Below are 16,763 nucleotides of genomic sequence, written 5' to 3'. Positions count from 1 at the left end.
ACCTTCAGGCGGGGGGTCTCTGTGTAGAAGAAGGCACACCATACGGAGACCGCGTGTCAACGAGTGGCGGAAAATTGTTTCATCTTCGTTTCCAACGGCGGTGTAAATTTTCAGTGCCCTTGGCACGGCCGTGAGCTGCTGTCATGTCCCCGCGGGCGCCATCACTTGGCGCGCCAGAATAGCGAGTCGCTCGGCGTCGGCGGTACCCGGCTCGGCGGTGTAGACGATGACGCGAAGATCGCTGCCGGCCACGCTGAGGATGTCGCAGTCGAGCGTCATCGGGCCCACCCGGGGATGCTCGAACGTCTTGCGCCCGCCCACCTGACGGCCGACCGTGCCGGAGTCCCACAGCGCGGCGAAGCGGGGGCTGCCCGCGCGCAGCTCGGCGATCAGCTCCTGGAGTGAGCGGTCGGCGGGGTAGCGGCCGGCCGTGGCGCGCAGGTCGCCGACCAGCGCCGCCTCGAACGCGGCCTGCTCGTCAGGGGTGCGGCTGACCGGCGTGGTCGTGCCGGAGCCGAGGAAGATGCGCCACAGGGCGTTGCGCTCGCGCCCGTGCCGGCCGGCCGGGTCGCCGACGAGGGCCGCGTACAGGGGGTTGGCCAGCAGCAGCGTCCAGGTGGCGTCGTGGACGGCGACGGCGGCGCCGTCGAGCCGGTCGATCAGCCGCAGCACGCTGGGCGTGATCTGCGCGGGCACCGCTTCCGGGCCCGGCGGCGCGAGCCCGGCGGCCTCGAACAGGTAGGCGCGCTCCTCGTCCGACAGCCGCAGCGCGCGGGCCAGCGCCTCGACGATCTGCGGTGAGGGGTTGGTGGCGTGGCCCTGCTCCAGGCGGACGACGTAGTCGACGGAGATGCCGGCGAGGGTCGCGAGCTCCTCGCGGCGCAGCCCGGAGGTGCGGCGATGGCCGCTCGTGGGCAGCCCGGCGGCCTCGGGCGGCATGCGCTCGCGCCAGCGCCTGACCGCCTGCCCGAACTCCTTCGTGGTCATGCCCCCCAGTGTGCCCTCTCCCTGGTACCGCGAGTCCCAGGACGGCGAGGGTGCTGGCTGGTCAGCGGGCCGGGACGGAAGCTGGGAGCATGACGACGACACTGATCACCGGAGCCAACAAGGGGCTCGGATACGAGACCGCCCGCCGCCTCATCGCCGCGGGCCACACCGTCTACGTGGGCAGCAGGGACGCCGGGCGGGGCCGCCGGGCGGCGGAGCAGCTGGGGGCGCGGCACGTGCTCATCGACGTCACCGACGACGCGTCCGTGGCCGCCGCGGCCGCCGCGGTGGAGGCGGACGGCGGGCTCGACGTGCTGGTCAACAACGCCGGCATCGAGGAGCGGCGGCCGGACGGCACGGTCTACACGCCGGCCGAGGTGACGGCCGAGATCATGCGCACGACGTTCGAGACGAACGTCTTCGGCGTCGTGCGCGTGCTGCACGCCTTCCTGCCGCTGCTGCGCCGCTCGGCCGCCCCCGTCGTGGTGAACGTCAGCAGCGGCCTGGCCTCGATGGCCATCGGCACCACCGAGGGCACCCCGGTGCACGCCTATCCCGGCGTCGCGTACCCGGCCTCGAAGGCCGCGGTCAACCGGCTCACCATCCAGTACGCCAAGGCGTTCCCCGAGATGCGGATCAACGCGGTCGAGCCCGGCTACACCAAGACCGACCTCAACCTCAACACCGGCACGCAGTCCGTCGAGGAGGGCGCGGAGATCATCGTACGGATGGCGCGGGTGGCCCCCGACGGTCCCACCGGGGGCTTCTTCACCGCGCAGGGCCCGCTGCCCTGGTGAGTCAGCAGCAGCCGCCGCTGCCGCAGCATGACTCGCCGGCCATGGGCAGCAGCTCGACGGGAGCCGCCGCGCCCGCCAGCTCGTAGCCGGCCTCCGTGACGGCGGCGCCGATCAGCGCGTCGTCGATGGGGGCCTGGCTGGTGACGGTCACCGCGCCGGAGGCGAGATCGACCTCCACTCCGCTCACCCCGGCGATGCCGCTCACCTCTTCTGTCACGGCGCTGACACAATGGCCGCAGGTCATGCCCTCGACCTGGTACGTGGCGACGGTCATGCGAACGCTCCTTCCTGGATCGGCTCCGATGCGCTCACTCTATACCCCCTGGGGGTAAAGACGCATACATGCGCGCCGCCCGGTAAGGGGACGGGAAACACGCAGTCCAAGGGGGTTCTCATGCTGGACGGCAAGACCATCGCTTTCCTGGTGGCACCCGAGGGAGTCGAGCAGGTGGAGCTCACCGAGCCGTGGAAGGCGGTCAAACAGGCGGGCGGCACGCCCAGGCTGGTCTCCACCTCCGCCGGCCGGATCCAGGCGTTCAACCATCTGGACAAGGCCGACACCTTCGCCGTGGACGACACCGTGGACGAGGCGGATCCCGCCTCGTACGACGGCCTGGTGCTGCCGGGCGGCGTCGCCAACCCGGACTTCCTGCGCATGTCGCCCGACGCCGTGCGCTTCGCCAAGTCCTTCTTCGACGCCGGCAAGCCGGTGGCGGCCATCTGTCACGCGCCGTGGACGCTCGTCGAGGCGGACGTCGTCCGCGGGCGCACGCTCACCTCGTGGCCGAGCCTGCGGACCGACCTGCGCAACGCCGGGGCGACCTGGGTGGACAAGGAGGTCGTGGTGTGCACGGAAGGCGGCAACACGCTGGTGACCAGCCGCAAGCCGGACGACCTCAAGGCGTTCTGCCAGGCCGTGACCGACCTCTTCGGCGACAAGTGAGGCTCGCCGGTCCGGGCCCGGCGAGCCCGGACCGGACCGGCGAGATCGAAACCCGCCCGTAACGCCTTGTCCCCTGGGGAGAAATGGTCTAGACGTAGACCAAAAGGAGCGTCCTCCGCGCCCCCCAGGGAGACCTCAATGAGCACAGAAGAGGATTCCAGGCGACTGGCCGAGCTCGGCTACAAGCAGGAGCTGGCCCGCACCTGGAGCGGTTTCTCCAACTTCGCCATCTCCTTCTCGATCATCTCCATCCTCGCCGGCTGCTTCACGACCTTCGGACAGGCCTGGAACAACGGCGGCCCCATCGCCATCTCCTGGGGCTGGCCGCTGATCTCCCTGTTCATCCTCATCATCGGCTTCTGCATGTCGGAGCTGGTGTCGGCGTACCCGACGGCGGGCGGCATCTACTGGTGGGCCGCCAAGCTGGGCAAGCCGATCCACGGCTGGTTCACCGGCTGGCTCAACCTCATCGGGCTCATCGCGGTCACCGCCTCGGTGGACTACGGCTGCGCGACGTTCCTCAACATCACCCTCAACCGGCTGACCGGCGGCGCGTGGGAGGCCACGCTCCCCCAGGCGTTCCTGCTGTTCGTGATCGTCCTGGCGCTGCACGCGCTGATCAACATCTTCAGCCACCGGCTGATCTCGCTGCTGCAGAACATCTCCGTCTGGTGGCACGTCGCCGGCGCCGCGATCGTGGTCGCCATCCTCGTCTTCGCGCCCAGCGAGCACCAGTCGGCGAGCTTCGTCTTCTTCGGCACCAACAACACCTCGGGCTTCGGCGACGGCTCCGACGGCCTGCCCTTCTGGCTGTACGTGCTGCCGCTCGGCTTCCTGCTCACCCAGTACACGATCACCGGCTTCGACGCCTGCGCCCACGTGTCGGAGGAGACGCAGGGAGCGGCGAAGAGCGCCGCCCGCGGCCTGTGGCAGTCGATCTTCTACTCGGCGATCGGCGGCTGGATCCTGCTGCTCGCGTTCCTGTTCGCGGCCACGAACGTGGACGAGCTCAACGCCCAGTCCGGCTTCGTCGGCGCCATCTTCGAGACCGCGCTGTCGTCCCCGCTGGCCACCGCGATCTTCGCGATCTCCACCATCGGCCAGTTCTTCTGCGGGATGAGCTGCGTGACCTCGATGTCGCGCATGACGTACGCGTTCTCGCGCGACGGCGCCGTGCCCGGCTGGCGGCTCTGGTCGAAGGTGGACCGCAACCGCACCCCGGTCAACGCCATCGTGGCCGGCTGCGTGGCCGCCGCCCTCATCACGCTGCCCGCGCTCTACGCCCCTCCCGGGCTGACCACGCCGGTCGCGTTCTACGCCGTCGTCTCGATCGCGGTCATCGGCCTCTACCTGGCCTTCCTCATCCCGATCTGGCTGCGGCTGCGCATGGGCGACGCCTTCACTCCGGGGCCGTGGACGCTGGGCCGCAAGTACAAGGCGCTGTGCTGGATCGCCTGCGTCGAGATCGTGATCGTCTCGGTCTACTTCATCATGCCGTTCTCGCCGGCCGGCGTGCCCGGCAGCGCGGACTTCACCTGGACGTCGGTCAACTACGCGCCCGTCGCGGTGGGCATCGTGCTCGTCGGCATCGCGCTGTGGTGGGCGCTGTCGGCCCGCCACTGGTTCACCGGGCCGCGCCGCACGGTGGACGACGAGAACCTCGTCTCCTGACGCGAAATGCCCGGGGGCCTTCAAGGCCCCCGGGCGTCTTGCGAACGTGCTCTAGCCGGCCCAGCTCAGCCGGTCCGTCGGCCAGGCGTGCGTGCCGGCCTTGCTCTTGAGCAGGCTCTCCTCCTCAGGCGTGCCCACCGCGCAGCGGGTGCCGTGCGCGGGCACCTTCAGCGAGATCAGGTACTCGTCGAAGATGTCCGTCTGGCACTTGTCCTTGCCGTAGATGCGGTGCCCCCACCCCTCGTACGTGAGCAGCACCGCCTTCGGGCCGAGCTGGCGGGCCGCGTTGGCCGACCAGATCCACGGCGTGGCGGGGTCGTGCAGCGAGTTGCCGAGCAGCAGAGGAGCGTCACCCGTGTACCGCAGCTTGTGCGGCTTGTTCGTCGTCGGGTAGTTCATGCAGATCGGCAGGTCGTCCACCGGGTACGGGTGGTACCGCGTGTCGGGCGCCAGCTTGCCGGAGACCGCCATGAGGGCGGCGTACTCGGCGTAGTTGCGCACCCTGAGGTTGTAGTCCTGGCACAGGATCGTGGTCGGCAGCTCGGCCACGTCGCCCTCCACCGGCCCCCGGCCCGGCAGCGGCGGCACCCAGTCGGGCTCGGGCCCGCCGTTCAGCCAGTTGATGGTCTGGCTGAGCGTCCACCAGTCGGGCCCCTCGTTGCCCAGCGCGGCGTTGTAGATGAGCTGCAGCTCCGTCATCTTCGTGCCGGTGCTCGGGTAGACCAGCTCGCCCCGCTTGGCCTTCTCCCGCAGGCTCTTCCAGATCGCCCGCACGTCCTGGCCGTGCAGGACGCAGCTCGGCTCCTGGTCGCACCAGCCGACGAACTGGTCGAAGGCGTCCTCGACGGCCAGCGCCTCGGTCGTCATGAAGCCCACGACGTCGAGGCTGTGGTCCATGTTGCTGTCGAGGCCGAGCGCGCGGACGCGGTCGGGGAACAGCTCGGCGTACATCTGGCCGATCAGGGTGCCGTACGAGATGCCGTAGTAGGTGAGCTTCTCCTCACCGAGGGCGGCGCGCAGGGCGTCCATGTCGCGGGCCACGTCCACGGAGTCGACATGGTCGTACAGGGGGCCGGTGCGCTCGCGGCAGTCCTGGTGCAGGCGCTTGGTGAAGGCGTCCCATGCCGCGAAGTCGGCCTGGCTCCTCATCACCGTGTGCGGCATCTGGTTGTAGACCGAGGCCGAGCAGATCACCGGGTGGCTGCGACCCACACCCCGAGGGTCGAAGCCGACGATGTCGAAGCGGCGCTGCAGCTCCTCGGTGTAGGAGCCGGGCGCGCCGTACACGGCCTCGACCCCCGAGCCGCCCGGACCACCCGGGTTGATGACCAGCGAGCCGATCCTGGCGTCGGGGTCGGTGGCCTTGCGGCGGGCGACCGCGATGTCGACGGTCGGGCCGTCGGGCTTCGACCAGTCGATCGGCACGGTGAGCGTGCCGCACTCGGCCGACGGCTCCTCCTCGCACGGAGCCCAGGTGATGGTGCGTTGCGCCTGCGGGACCGCCGCGTTGGCGGGCGCCGCGGGCGACAATGTCGCCACCGCCACTAAGGCGGCGGCGAGCAGCGTGAACCTCTTTCGCACGATGCTCCAATCTTCTGTCGATCCCCCCGTCGGGGCGTGCGACCGAAGATGGATCATCGCTTATCTGGGGTTATGTGCGGGGAGAAATGACGATTTTTCCTCCCTGAGGATGACTCGTCCCGTCAGGACGCCTCGAACGCCTCCGCCACGACCTCGCGGACCTCGTCCATGTCCGCCCTGCCCAGCTCGCGCTTGAGCGAGGTCATGTCGACGTCGGGCATCCCGCACGCGACCGCCCAGTTCCACGGCGTCAGGTCGCCGTCGACGTTGAGCGCGAACCCGTGGCTGGTGACGCCCCTGCTCTGGCGCATGCCGATCGAGATGATCTTCCGCCCGGTCTCCACCGTCCACACGCCGGTCAGCAGCTCGGAGCCCGGCGGCGTGTCACGCCGCTCGGCCGGCAGCCCCAGCTTGCCCAGCGCCTCCACCAGCCGCAGCTCGACCTCGCGGACGTAGTCGACGATGCCCTCCCCCTCGTCCAGCTTGACGATGAGGTAACCGACGAGCTGACCGGGCCCGTGATAGGTGAGCTGGCCGCCCCGGCCGGTCTCGACCACGGGGATGCCGCGCGACGGGTCGGGCAGGTGGGTGATCGGGGTGCGGCGCCCGATCGTGAAGACGGACGGGTGACTCAGCAGCCAGAGCGTGTCCGGCCGCTCGTCCCGTTGGCGCTGCCCGACGAGGTCGGTCATGCGCTCCATCGCCTGATCGTAATCGACGAGCCCATCGTGGATGAGCGTCAGCGGCCTTGCCCTCATGTTTCGAGGATATGCCCGTCCTTTGACTGACCCCGCCGCAGGTCGTCAGCAGGCCGCGACCCACTCGTCCACCAGCGCGCAGAGCTGGTCGAGCGCGGCCTCCACCCGCTCGCGCTCTCCCGTCGTGAGGAAGTCGATCTGCAGCCCGGTGTACGCCGAGTTCGCCAGCGTCGAGATCCGCGTCGCCTCCGGCTCCGGCACCCCGCGCTCGCGCAGCAGCCCGGCCACGAACTCCGACCGGTCCGACAGCAGCCGCGGCACGTGCCCGGCCAGCTTGCCGGCCACCGCGAGCCCCTCGATCTCGTGGATGAGGCGGGCGATCGGCTGGTTGTCCTCGCGGGTCTGCCAGTCCCAGGTGCGGCGGATGATCGTGCCCACGCTGTCGGAGCCCGACCAGCCGGGCAGCCCGCGCAGCCAGTCGCGGTGCCGCTCGTCGAGCCGCTCCATGGTGGCCGACAGCAGCTCCTCCTTGTCGGCGAAGTGGTGGGTGAGCACGCGGGTGGACTTGCCGAGGTGCTGGGCCAGCGGGCGCATGGACAGCGTGGACAGGCCGTGCTCGGCCAGGTAGTCGATGATCTGGTCGAGCAGCTCGCCGCGGCGGTGCGGGTCGGCGGTCCTGGCCATGCGGGATTCCCCTTTGACGCCATTGAGGTGACGACTGTTACCCTATCCAGGAAACGACCGTTACCTTAATTCCAGGGGACACCCATGCCCATCGACGTGCGCCGGCGTGCCCGGCTGCCCACGTATCTGCCCACGTATCTGCCCACGTGGCTGCTCGCGCTGGTCTTCACCACGTTCACCTTCGCCACCGACGATTACGTGATCGCCGGCGTGCTGCCCGCGCTCTCCGCCGACCTGGGGGTGAGCGAGGCCGTGGGCGGGCAGCTCGTCACCGCCTTCTCGCTGGCGTTCGCGCTGGCCGCGCCCGTCGCGTCGGTGGTGACCGCCACCTGGTCGCGGCGCGGGCTGCTGACCTGGGCGCTGGCGCTGTTCGTCGCGGCCAACGCGGCGGCCGTGTTCGCCGGCTCGTACGCGCTGCTCCTCGGCCTGCGCGTGCTGGCCGCCGTCGCGGCGGCGGCGGTCGTCCCCGCCGCGTACGCGATCACCACCTCCCTCGCACCCGCCGAGCGGCAGGGCCGCTACCTGGCGCTGGTGATGGGCGGGCTGACCGTGTCGCTCACGTTCGGCGTGCCGCTCGGCACCTGGGTAGGCGGCGCCTTCGGCTGGCGGGCCACGTTCGGGCTGGGGGCCCTGCTGGGGATCGTCGCGCTGCTCGCGGTACGTGCCACGCTGCCCGAGACGCCGCCCGCGCCCGCCATGCCCGTCGGGCGGCGGCTGGCCCCGCTGGCCCGCCCCCAGGTGCTGCTCGGCCTGCTCGGGATCGTCGCGATCGTGCTGGGCAGCATGATGGTGCTGAGCTACCTCGCCCCGTTCCTGCGCGACCTCGCCGGAGCCGGGCCCACTGAGCTGGGCTGGGTGTTCGTGCTGGCCGGACTCGCCGGGCTGGCCGGCGGGCAGCTGGGCGGCCGGGCCGCCGACCGCTGGGGCGCGAGCCGGGCGATGACCACCGGCGTCGCCGCCTTCGCGGCGGTGATGGCCGCCCTGACCTGCTGCCAGCTCTTCAGGCCCGTGCCGTTGCTCGCCCTGCTGCCGCTGCTGCTGCTCTGGGCGGGTGCGTCGTGGTGGATCCCGCCGCCCGCGCAGTCCCGCATGATCGCCCTCGCCGGTCCTGCGGCCCCGCAGGCGCTCGCGCTCAACAGCAGTGCCGTCTACGTGGGCGTGTCCTGCGGTGCCGCGCTCGGCGGGGTGGTGCTGGAGACGTACGGGAGCGGGTGGTTGCCGGCCGCCGCGGTCGGCGCCGAGCTGATCGCGCTCGCGCTCTTCCGTGCGGCGGACCGGGGCCGCTATGCCGCCCGGTAACCCTTCGGCGCCTCCGGGACGAGGATCCACATGGCGACGTAGACCACCCAGAGCGGGCCGGGGATGAGCGACAGCAGCAGCCAGAGGATCCGGACGAGCGTGGGGGGCATGCCCGTCTTGTCGGCGATGCCGCCGCAGACGCCGGCCAGGATCCTGTGCTCTCGTGAGCGGTACATGAGCTGTTCCTCCGTCGTGGTTGTCGACCTACTTGAAGAACGGACGACACAGCGGCCCGACTCCCGTCAGGGACCCTGAGAAAACCCTGAGAGGGTCAGCCACTCCTGTGCCATGCCCAGATCGCGGCTGGTCAGTCCCCGCCTCGGATCGACGTGCACGAGCAGGAAATCGGTCAGTCCCTGATGGACCCTGAGGTACTCCTCGTCCTCCGCGAACACCTGGTCGTCGAACCAGACGAACGGCCGCCGCCCCGCGTACGCGGCCACGTGCGGGGTCTTGAACATCTCCCCGTGCTCGCTCGGCGGCACGTCGGGCGGCACGGCGATGACCGGCAGCGAGGGCAGGCCGACGCGCGGCGCGATCCACTCGTTGGCGTGGTGCTCCCACGTGGTGGCCCAGACCAGCTCGGAGCCGGTGGCCAGGGCCAGCTCCAGCAGGCGGCGGCCGTGGCGCGGGTTGAGGTAGACGGTGTAGACCTCCGCGCCGATCGTGCACCGGTAGGGCCGGAAGTCGGGGCTGGGCCGGCCCATGGGGTTCAGCACGCCGTCCACGTCGAGCAGGAGCAGGGGTTTCACGTGACGGCCCCGGCCCTGTGCTGCTGGGGGCTGACCCCGCGTACCCGCTTGAACGCCGCACTGAGCGCGAACGGGCTGGAGTAGCCGACCTTCCTCGCCACCGAGCCGATCGTGGCGTCGGGCTCGCGCAGCAGGTCGGCGGCCAGAGCCAGCCGCCAGTCGGTGAGGAACGCCATCGGCGGCTCGCCCACCAGGTCGGTGAAGCGCCGCGCCAGCGAGGCCCGCGACACCCCCACCTCGGCCGCCAGCGCGGCGACCGTCCACGGGTGTGCCGGGTTGTTGTGCAGCATGCGCATCGCCTTGCCGACGATCGGGTCGCCCATCGCGCGGTACCAGCCCGGCGCCTCGTTCGCCGCGAAGTGGGCCCGCAGCACCGCGATGAGCAGCAGGTCGAGCAGCCGGTCGAGAACGGCCTCCTGGCCTGGCTCGTCCTTGACGATCTCGGCGCTCATCAGCCCGATGAGCGGCCCGCCGGGCTCCACGATCAGCCGGGGCAGCGCGTCGAGCAGCCGCCTGCTGACCTCGCCCTCCAGGTTGTAGGTGCCGGTGAGCAGCACGGTGCCGCCGCCGGGGTCGTTGCCCCACGTACGGACGCCGAGGTCCATCGCCTGGTAGACGGACTCGCCGTCGAGGGTGGTGCAGCGCTGGCCGGGGTGGATGACGACCTGCGGCTCCGTCGCCGGGTCGTCGGCCACCGTGTACGGCTCCGGCCCCCGGACGATCGCCACCCGCCCCGGCTCGACGCGTACGGGCTCGCAGCCGTCGAACGTGATCCACGACTCGCCCCGCACCTGCGCCACCACCGACAGCGGAGCCTCGTCCTGGATGCGCAGGGACCACGGCGGATCGAGGATCGAGCGGAGGAGGAAGGCGCCGTGTGCTCTGGGCCCGTCGAGCAGCGCCGCGAGCTGATCCATGGTCAGACCATGGCACATGCGATTCCCCTGCTCAACCGGCGGGGCACTCCGCCCTACGACCGGGCGAACAACCGCCCAATTCTTCATGAACAGGACGCATCGACCTCGCCACGACGCGCGATCACAGCAGCTCAACGCCTTACGAGAGCAATCGCTCGACCCCCGATTCCGCTAGCCTCACCCTCACACTCGCTGCGTCCACGGAAGGTGTCGTCGTGATCGGCTGGCTAGAAGCGGTGGTTCTGGGGTTGGTCCAGGGGCTCACGGAGTTCCTGCCGATCTCCTCCAGCGCCCACATCCGGGTGGTGTCCGCTTTCGCTCAGTGGCCGGACCCGGGGGCGGCGTTCACGGCGGTCATCCAGCTCGGCACCGAGGCCGCCGTGCTCATCTACTTCCGGCAGGAGATCTGGGAGATCATCTCCACCTGGACCCGCTCGCTCTTCGTCAAGGAGCTGCGCGGCCACTGGGCGGCCCGCATGGGCTGGTACGTCATCGTCGGCACCCTGCCCATCGCCATACTCGGCCTGGCGCTGAAGGACCAGATCGAGACCTCGTTCCGCGACCTGCGCCTGGTCGGCACCACGCTCATCGTCTTCGCCGTCGTCCTGTGGTTCGCCGACCACACCGCGCGCAACAAGCTGACGCTGGAGAAGCACCTCAGCTTCACCCATGCGATCATCTACGGCTTCGCGCAGTCGCTCGCCCTGGTCCCCGGCGTGTCCCGCTCGGGCGGCACCGTGACGGCCGGTCTGCTGCTCGACTACCGCCGCGAGGACGCCGCGAAATACTCGTTCCTGCTGGCCATCCCGGCCGTGCTGGCCTCGGGGGTGCTGGAGCTGGCCGAGATCGGCGAGGGTCCGGCCCCCGACTGGGGCCCCACCATCCTGGCCACGGTCATCTCGTTCCTCGTCGGCTACGCGGCGGTGGCCTGGTTCCTGCGCTACATCAGCACCCACCGCTTCACCGGCTTCGTCATCTACCGCATCGCGCTCGGCTTCTTCGTCATCCTGGCCGTCACGCTGGGCTGGATTCCCGCTCAGGGCTGAGCCGGTAGTAGGCCGCCCACTCCTCGTCGCCCATGCGCAGCACCTTCAGGCCCAGCCAGCCGAGGGCGACGGCGGGGGCGGCCCACAGCGGCACGGTCAGCGGCCCGTACGACACCAGGAACCCGCCGAGATACCCGGCCGTCACCAGCACCGGCACCCACCACCCCGCGAACCCGGCCCGCCACACCGCCACCGTCAGCAGCGGCAGCCCGACGAAGCCGAGGAACATCCACGGGAGCTGGAAGCCGAACGTCACGCCGGGCAGGTCCATCATCTCGTCGAGGATGCGCTGCGCCTCCTCGGGTGAGTGGTGACGCCCGAGCCACCACTCGACGGGGTCGACGATCAGCAGCCCCGACAGCTGCAGGTAGCCGATCACCGCCAGCGCCCCGCCGACGTGCCCGAGCCGGGTGGCCCGGCGCCTGGTCAGGTGCGTCAGGCCGATGACCGCGACCACCAGCAGCATCCAGCTCCAGTGGTAGAGCACGGACTGCGCCTGGGCCAGCGCGGGGTTCGCGCCGAAGCTGACCGTCTCGCGCTCGTCGCCCCAGGTCCCTGGATCGACGGCGACGGCGACGGCCTGGAGCAGCGGCGCCACGATGAGCAGCACGCCCGCCGCGACGCGGCGGAAGGTCACCTGGTCTCTGAGCATGCCGCCGACCGTAGGCGGGCGGGCGGCCGCCGGTCGTCCGCCCGGCGGGTGACCGGGCGTCCGCCGTCAGGAGGAGGCGGGCGCGGGCTCGGCCGCCAGGACCCTCGCCGGCCGGTACGTCACCAGCGTGAAGACCAGCCCCACCAGGCCGAGCCCGGCCGACAGCACGACCACGCCCGTCCTTCCGTACGTCTCCAGCGCCGCCCCGCCGGCCAGCCCCGCCACCACCAGCCCGAGGTACTGCGCGGACGACAGCAGCCCCAGCCCGATCGAGACGTTGCCGGGCACCGCCGTGACCGTCCTGAACTGCTGTGCGGGGGCGATCATCCAGCCGGTCGCGCCCCACAGGAAGCCCCACACGAGGGCGACGGGCAGCGCCAGGTTCGCCACCGGGATCAGGGCGATGAACACCACCGCCACGGCCAGGCCACCGATGATCATGCGGCGGGGGCCGTACGCGTCGGTGAGCCGCCCGCCCAGCATGTTGCCCACGATGCCGCCCAGCCCCCACGCCCACAGCAGCGCGGCCAGCGGCAGGTCGAACAGCGAGCCGATGTAGGTGTACGCGGTGAACCCGGCCGCGAAGAACAGCAGCTGCGTCACCATCACCGCGGGCACCCGCCGGTCGCGCAGCGGCTCGAACCGCTCGCGCAGCCGTCCCGACGCCGGCAGCCGCAGCTCCGGCACCAGCGCCGCCACCCCGGCGAGGCCCAGCACGCCGAGCCCGGCGACCAGCCACAGCGTGGCCCGCCAGCTCACCGCCTCGCCCAGCCACGTGCCGAGCGGCACCCCGATGGCCGACGACACGCTCAGCCCGCCCATCACGAGTGCCAGCGCGCGCCCGCGCCGCTCGGGGGCGCTCAGCGCGTTGGCCACGGCCGAGGACGTCGGCGTGAACATCGCCGCACCCGCCGCCGCCACCACGCGGGTGATGAGCACCAGCGCGTACGTCGGGGCCAGCGCGGTCAGCACGTTGCCCGCCACGAACACGCCCATGGCGAGCAGCAGCAGGGTCCTGCGGGACATGCGGGCGGTGAGTGCGGCGAGCACGGGGGAGAGCACGGCGTACGCGAGGGCGAACACCGTCATCAGCTGGCCCGCGGCCGGCCGGGACACTCCCAGGTCGGCGGAGATGGGCGCCAGCAGACCGGCGGTGACGAACGTACCGGTACCGATCGCGAAATTTCCGGCGGCCAACGGATAGAGCCGCGAGCGCATGTGGGCCTCCCCCGAGAAAGTTGGATGCCCATCAAACTGACGTATAGTTGGATTGTTGTCAAACCATGGGACGGAGGTAGGGTTTCCCCATGCGCCTGCTCCCGCAACCCGCCACGGAGAACATCCAGCTCACCGAGGTCCTGCGGGCGCTCAGCGACCCGGTGCGCCTGGAGATCGTCGCCCGCCTGGCCGCCGCCGGGCAGATGAACTGCACGGTCGCCGGCGACGCCCTCGGCGTCCACAAATCGACCGCCTCACACCACTACCGCACCCTCCGCGAGGCCGGCGTGGTGCGGACGGAGCAGGACGGCCGCCTGAAATACATGAGCCTGCGCCACGAAGACCTGGAATCCCGCTTCCCCGGACTCCTGCCGGCCATCCTCACCGCCACCACCCTCCACCGCACCCCCACCACGTCCGAAGGCACGGTGAGCGCCCCAGCAGCCGCGCGCGCCTCCGCCGGGTCCCGCTGACGAGCAGAGTCGCCGCCTGTGCCTGAGACCGACCTGCCCATCAGGGGCGCGCTGCCCGAGCTGCTCGCCGTGCTCGAACGTCACGGCAGCGCGGTGCTGACCGCGCCGCCCGGCACCGGCAAGACGACCGTGGTGCCCCTGGCGCTGGCCGAGGCGGGGCTGCGGGTGCTGGTGGCCGAGCCGCGCCGCCTGGCCGTACGCGCGGCGGCCCGCCGCATGGGCGTGAGCTACACGATCAGGGGCGAACGCCACAAAGGCGCCAACCCCATGGTCGAGGTCGTCACCACCGGCGTCCTGCTCCAGCGCCTCCAGCGGGACCAGGAGCTGACCGGCGTGGACGCGGTCATCCTCGACGAGTGCCACGAACGCCACCTCGACGCCGACACCGCGCTCGCGTTCCTCCTCGACGTACGCGACACGCTCCGGCCCGACCTGCGCCTGCTGGCCACGTCCGCGACCGCCGACGCCGAGCCGTGGGCGCGGCTGATCGGCGGCCCGGTGGTGGCCGCCACCGGCGCCACCCACCCCGTGGAGACGGTCTGGGCACCGCCACCGCGCCCGGTGGGCCCGCCCCACGGCCTGCGCGTGGACCCCGCGCTGCTCACCCACGTGGCCTCGGTCGTCCGCCGGGCCCTCGCGGAACGGGACGGCGACGTGCTGTGCTTCCTGCCCGGCGTCGCCGAGATCGCCAGGGTGGCCGGGCAGCTCGCGGGCGACGTGGACCAGGTCCTCCAAGTACACGGCCAGGCCCCGGCCCACGTCCAGGACGCCGTCCTGACCCCCGGGGCGGGCCGCCGCGTGGTGCTGGCCACGTCGGTGGCCGAGTCGAGCCTGACCGTCCCCGGCGTACGCGTGGTGGTGGACTCCGGGCTGGCCCGCGAGCCGCGTACCGACCATTCCCGAGGCCTGGGCTCTCTCACCACGGTCAGAGCCTCGAAGGCCGCGGCCACCCAGCGAGCGGGCCGAGCGGGCCGCGAGGCCCCCGGCACGGTCTACCGCTGCTGGACGGAGACCGACCACGCCCGCCTGGCCGACCACCCCCGCCCGGAGATCGCCCTGGCGGACCTGACGGCCTTCACCCTCCAGGCCGCCTGCTGGGGCACCCCCGACGCCGAGGCCCTCGCCCTCCTGGACCCACCTCCGCCCGCGGCCCTCACCGCCGCCACCGAGACCCTCACCATGCTCGGCGCCCTCGAACCCGGCAGAGCGGGCCTGCGAGTGACCGAGCGAGGGCGGCGGATGGCCCTGGCCGGCGTCCACCCACGCCTGGCCCGCGCCCTCCTCGACCTCGGCCAGGAAGCCGCCGAGGTGGTCGCCCTGCTCTCGGAACAGCTCCCCCGCGACGCGTCGGACGACCTGGTGCACGTCTGGCGCACAACCCGCCGCGCCACCACCCCCTTCGCCACCCGCTGGAAGCAGGAGACCCGCCGCCTCCACCGCTCCTCCGCCCCTTCCACGAGGAGGTCCGAGGACGAGGTGGCGGGGCTGGCGGTGGCGTTGGCGTTTCCTGAGCGGGTGGCGCGGCGGCGGGGCGGGGGGTACCTCATGGTGTCGGGGACGCAGGCCCAGCTGCCCGAGGGTTCGCGGCTGGGGAGCGCCGAGTGGCTGGCGATCGCGGTCGCCGACCGTCCGGCCGGGGCGGCGTCGGCCCGCATCAGGCAGGCCGTGGCGATCGACGAGGCCACCGCCCGCATGGCCGTGGGCACGACGGTCGAGGACGAGGTCGCCTGGAAGGTCCCGCCGGGCGAGCGCCGCGGCGACGTGTCGGCCCGCCGTGTGGAGCGGATGGGCGCCATCGAGCTGAACGCCACCCCGCTCAAGGACGCCGACGTACGGGAGGCCATCCTGTACGGCCTGCGCACCGAAGACGTCCTCACCTGGACGAAAGCCGCCAAAGACCTGAGAGACCGCCTGACCTTCTGCCATCGGGCCCTGGGCGACCCCTGGCCACCGACCGGCGACATGAAGGACCTCATCGACCTGGCCGGCCAGTGGCTGGAGCCCGAGCTGTCCCGCGCCCGCCGCCGCGCTGACCTGGAACGCATCGACGTGGCGAGCGCACTCGAACGCCTCATCCCGTGGAGCGAACGCCTGGATCGGACCGCCCCCGAACGCATCGAGGTCCCCACCGGCTCCAAGATCCGCATCGACTACTCGGGCGAGCAGCCGGTGCTGGCGGTGAAGCTGCAGGAGCTGTTCGGCTGGCAGGAGACCCCGCGGATCGCCGGGGTGCCGGTCCTCGTGCACCTGCTCTCCCCCGCGGGCCGCCCGCTGGCGGTGACGGCGGACCTGGCGTCGTTCTGGCGTGCGGGCTACCGGCACGTACGGGCTGAGATGCGCGGTCGTTACCCTAAGCACCCATGGCCGGAAGACCCCCTCACCGCTCAGCCGACGCGCCGCACGAAGTGATCGCGGCGGCCCGCGACAACGCCGCCTGGTGTGACCTGATGTGCCGCGCGCACGGCAGGCCCGGCACGTTCGCCGGCGTGGCCTGGACGAACCCCGTCCGCACCCCGCCCTTCTACCCCGACGCCGTCACGCTCTCCCCGCTCGCCACGGCCACCGACGTGCTGCCCCACATCGACGCCGGCTCCGGCGCCTCGGTCAAGGACAGCTTCGCCACGCTCGACCTGCCGGGCTTCGAGGTCCTGTTCGAGGCGCACTGGATCCACCGCCCGGCCCCCGGCCCGGCGGAGACGACCTGGCAGGTGGTGGAGGACGCCGCCACGCTGGCCGCCTGGGCGAGCGCCTGCGACCTCACCGCCCTCTTCACCCCGGCCCTCCTCGAAGAGCCGGGGGCCACGATCGTGTACGCCCGCACCGGCGACACCATCACCGAGGGCGCGGTCCTCACCGCGACCGGCCCGGTGGTGGGCGTCTCGAACGTGTTCGGCCCGAGCTCGGCCTGGGAGGGCGTGACGGCCATGGCCGCCCACCTGTTCCCCGGCCGCCCGCTGGCCGGCTACGAGATCGACCCCTCAGACGCCCTCACCCACGGCTTCATCACCACCGGCCCCCTCCGCGTCTGGCACAGACCCTGAAGTT

The 16,763-nt window shown here is 71.7% G+C and carries 17 protein-coding genes and 1 pseudogene; 8 read left to right on the top strand and 10 right to left on the bottom strand.

Annotation, left to right across the window (positions count from 1 at the left end):
• Nucleotides 1-141: 141 nt before the first annotated feature.
• Nucleotides 142-987, bottom strand: coding sequence for a helix-turn-helix transcriptional regulator (locus AB0K18_RS22695; RefSeq protein ID WP_364917237.1), 846 nt, complete (start codon nt 985-987; stop codon nt 142-144).
• A gap of 89 nt (nt 988-1,076) precedes the next feature.
• Between AB0K18_RS22695 and AB0K18_RS22690 the strand changes: the two genes are divergently transcribed.
• Nucleotides 1,077-1,784, top strand: a complete 708-nt coding sequence (locus AB0K18_RS22690) for an SDR family NAD(P)-dependent oxidoreductase (RefSeq protein WP_364917234.1) — start codon at nt 1,077-1,079, stop codon at nt 1,782-1,784.
• Between the two features lie 70 nt (nt 1,785-1,854).
• Here the strand turns inward: AB0K18_RS22690 and AB0K18_RS22685 are convergent.
• Nucleotides 1,855-2,058, bottom strand: a pseudogene (locus AB0K18_RS22685) (cation transporter); the annotation flags it as partial.
• A 120-nt stretch (nt 2,059-2,178) separates the two neighbouring features.
• On the opposite strand from AB0K18_RS22685, the gene AB0K18_RS22680 reads away from it, so the two are divergent.
• Both AB0K18_RS22680 and AB0K18_RS22675 read left to right on the top strand, forming a co-directional pair.
• Complete coding sequence (locus tag AB0K18_RS22680; protein ID WP_364917232.1) at nt 2,179-2,727, top strand: type 1 glutamine amidotransferase domain-containing protein; 549 nt, start codon at nt 2,179-2,181, stop codon at nt 2,725-2,727.
• Nucleotides 2,728-2,865: 138 nt separating this feature from the next.
• Nucleotides 2,866-4,398, top strand: coding sequence for an amino acid permease (locus tag AB0K18_RS22675; RefSeq protein WP_364917230.1), 1,533 nt, complete (start codon nt 2,866-2,868; stop codon nt 4,396-4,398).
• 51 nt (nt 4,399-4,449) lie between these two features.
• Here the strand turns inward: AB0K18_RS22675 and AB0K18_RS22670 are convergent, their stop codons facing one another.
• From AB0K18_RS22670 to AB0K18_RS22660, 3 genes are all read right to left on the bottom strand, one after another.
• Nucleotides 4,450-5,979 carry an alpha/beta fold hydrolase gene (locus AB0K18_RS22670; RefSeq protein ID WP_364917228.1) on the bottom strand — a complete coding sequence of 510 codons (1,530 nt, stop codon included), beginning with the start codon at nt 5,977-5,979 and terminating at the stop codon, nt 4,450-4,452.
• A gap of 122 nt (nt 5,980-6,101) precedes the next feature.
• Nucleotides 6,102-6,737, bottom strand: coding sequence for a lipoyl(octanoyl) transferase LipB (lipB, locus tag AB0K18_RS22665; RefSeq protein ID WP_364917225.1), 636 nt, complete (start codon nt 6,735-6,737; stop codon nt 6,102-6,104).
• A 45-nt stretch (nt 6,738-6,782) separates the two neighbouring features.
• Nucleotides 6,783-7,361: a TetR/AcrR family transcriptional regulator gene (locus AB0K18_RS22660; protein WP_364917222.1), complete on the bottom strand. Its 579-nt coding sequence runs from the start codon at nt 7,359-7,361 to the stop codon at nt 6,783-6,785.
• Between the two features lie 84 nt (nt 7,362-7,445).
• On the opposite strand from AB0K18_RS22660, the gene AB0K18_RS22655 reads away from it, so the two are divergent.
• On the top strand, nt 7,446-8,660 hold the full coding sequence (locus tag AB0K18_RS22655) for an MFS transporter (RefSeq protein WP_364917219.1): 1,215 nt from the start codon (nt 7,446-7,448) through the stop codon (nt 8,658-8,660).
• On the opposite strand, the gene AB0K18_RS22650 is transcribed toward AB0K18_RS22655, so the two are convergent.
• The 3 genes from AB0K18_RS22650 to AB0K18_RS22640 form a co-directional block, all read right to left on the bottom strand.
• A complete protein-coding gene (locus AB0K18_RS22650; RefSeq protein WP_345394922.1) occupies nt 8,645-8,836 on the bottom strand; it encodes a PspC domain-containing protein in 192 nt (63 codons plus the stop codon). The two genes, AB0K18_RS22655 and AB0K18_RS22650, sit on opposite strands and share 16 nt — an antisense overlap.
• 66 nt (nt 8,837-8,902) lie before the next feature.
• Entirely contained in the window at nt 8,903-9,412 is a 510-nt protein-coding gene (locus tag AB0K18_RS22645) for an HAD domain-containing protein (protein WP_364917217.1), read from the bottom strand.
• Nucleotides 9,409-10,329 (bottom strand): AraC family transcriptional regulator, encoded by a 921-nt coding sequence (locus AB0K18_RS22640; RefSeq protein WP_364917214.1) that lies wholly within the window; start codon nt 10,327-10,329, stop codon nt 9,409-9,411. The genes AB0K18_RS22645 and AB0K18_RS22640 overlap by 4 nt, the downstream gene beginning before the upstream one ends.
• Nucleotides 10,330-10,544: 215 nt before the next feature.
• Here AB0K18_RS22640 and AB0K18_RS22635 point away from each other — a divergent pair, with 215 nt between their 5' ends.
• A complete protein-coding gene (locus tag AB0K18_RS22635; RefSeq protein WP_364375410.1) occupies nt 10,545-11,375 on the top strand; it encodes an undecaprenyl-diphosphate phosphatase in 831 nt (276 codons plus the stop codon).
• Here the strand turns inward: AB0K18_RS22635 and AB0K18_RS22630 are convergent.
• Nucleotides 11,344-12,027, bottom strand: coding sequence for a hypothetical protein (locus tag AB0K18_RS22630; protein ID WP_364917211.1), 684 nt, complete (start codon nt 12,025-12,027; stop codon nt 11,344-11,346). The two genes, AB0K18_RS22635 and AB0K18_RS22630, sit on opposite strands and share 32 nt — an antisense overlap.
• A 66-nt stretch (nt 12,028-12,093) precedes the next feature.
• The gene (locus tag AB0K18_RS22625) at nt 12,094-13,245 is read right to left on the bottom strand and encodes an MFS transporter (protein ID WP_364917209.1); all 1,152 of its coding nucleotides are present in this window, start codon (nt 13,243-13,245) and stop codon (nt 12,094-12,096) included.
• A gap of 89 nt (nt 13,246-13,334) precedes the next feature.
• Between AB0K18_RS22625 and AB0K18_RS22620 the strand changes: the two genes are divergently transcribed.
• Genes AB0K18_RS22620 through AB0K18_RS22610 form a run of 3 tightly spaced genes read left to right on the top strand, consistent with a single transcriptional unit; the run spans nt 13,335 to nt 16,759 of the window.
• On the top strand, nt 13,335-13,718 hold the full coding sequence (locus tag AB0K18_RS22620) for a metalloregulator ArsR/SmtB family transcription factor (protein WP_364917206.1): 384 nt from the start codon (nt 13,335-13,337) through the stop codon (nt 13,716-13,718).
• Between the two features lie 18 nt (nt 13,719-13,736).
• Complete coding sequence (gene hrpB / locus AB0K18_RS22615; protein WP_364917204.1) at nt 13,737-16,127, top strand: ATP-dependent helicase HrpB; 2,391 nt, start codon at nt 13,737-13,739, stop codon at nt 16,125-16,127.
• Nucleotides 16,079-16,759 carry a hypothetical protein gene (locus AB0K18_RS22610; RefSeq protein WP_364917201.1) on the top strand — a complete coding sequence of 227 codons (681 nt, stop codon included), beginning with the start codon at nt 16,079-16,081 and terminating at the stop codon, nt 16,757-16,759. Before hrpB ends, AB0K18_RS22610 begins: the two co-directional genes overlap by 49 nt.
• Nucleotides 16,760-16,763 lie beyond the last annotated feature (4 nt).

It is taken from the genome of Nonomuraea sp. NPDC049421, from assembly GCF_040677005.1.
Taxonomy (GTDB): domain Bacteria; phylum Actinomycetota; class Actinomycetes; order Streptosporangiales; family Streptosporangiaceae; genus Nonomuraea; species Nonomuraea salmonea.
The sequence above is the reverse complement of the archived record's forward strand: the minus strand, read 5'-3'. Positions and strand labels throughout refer to the sequence as shown.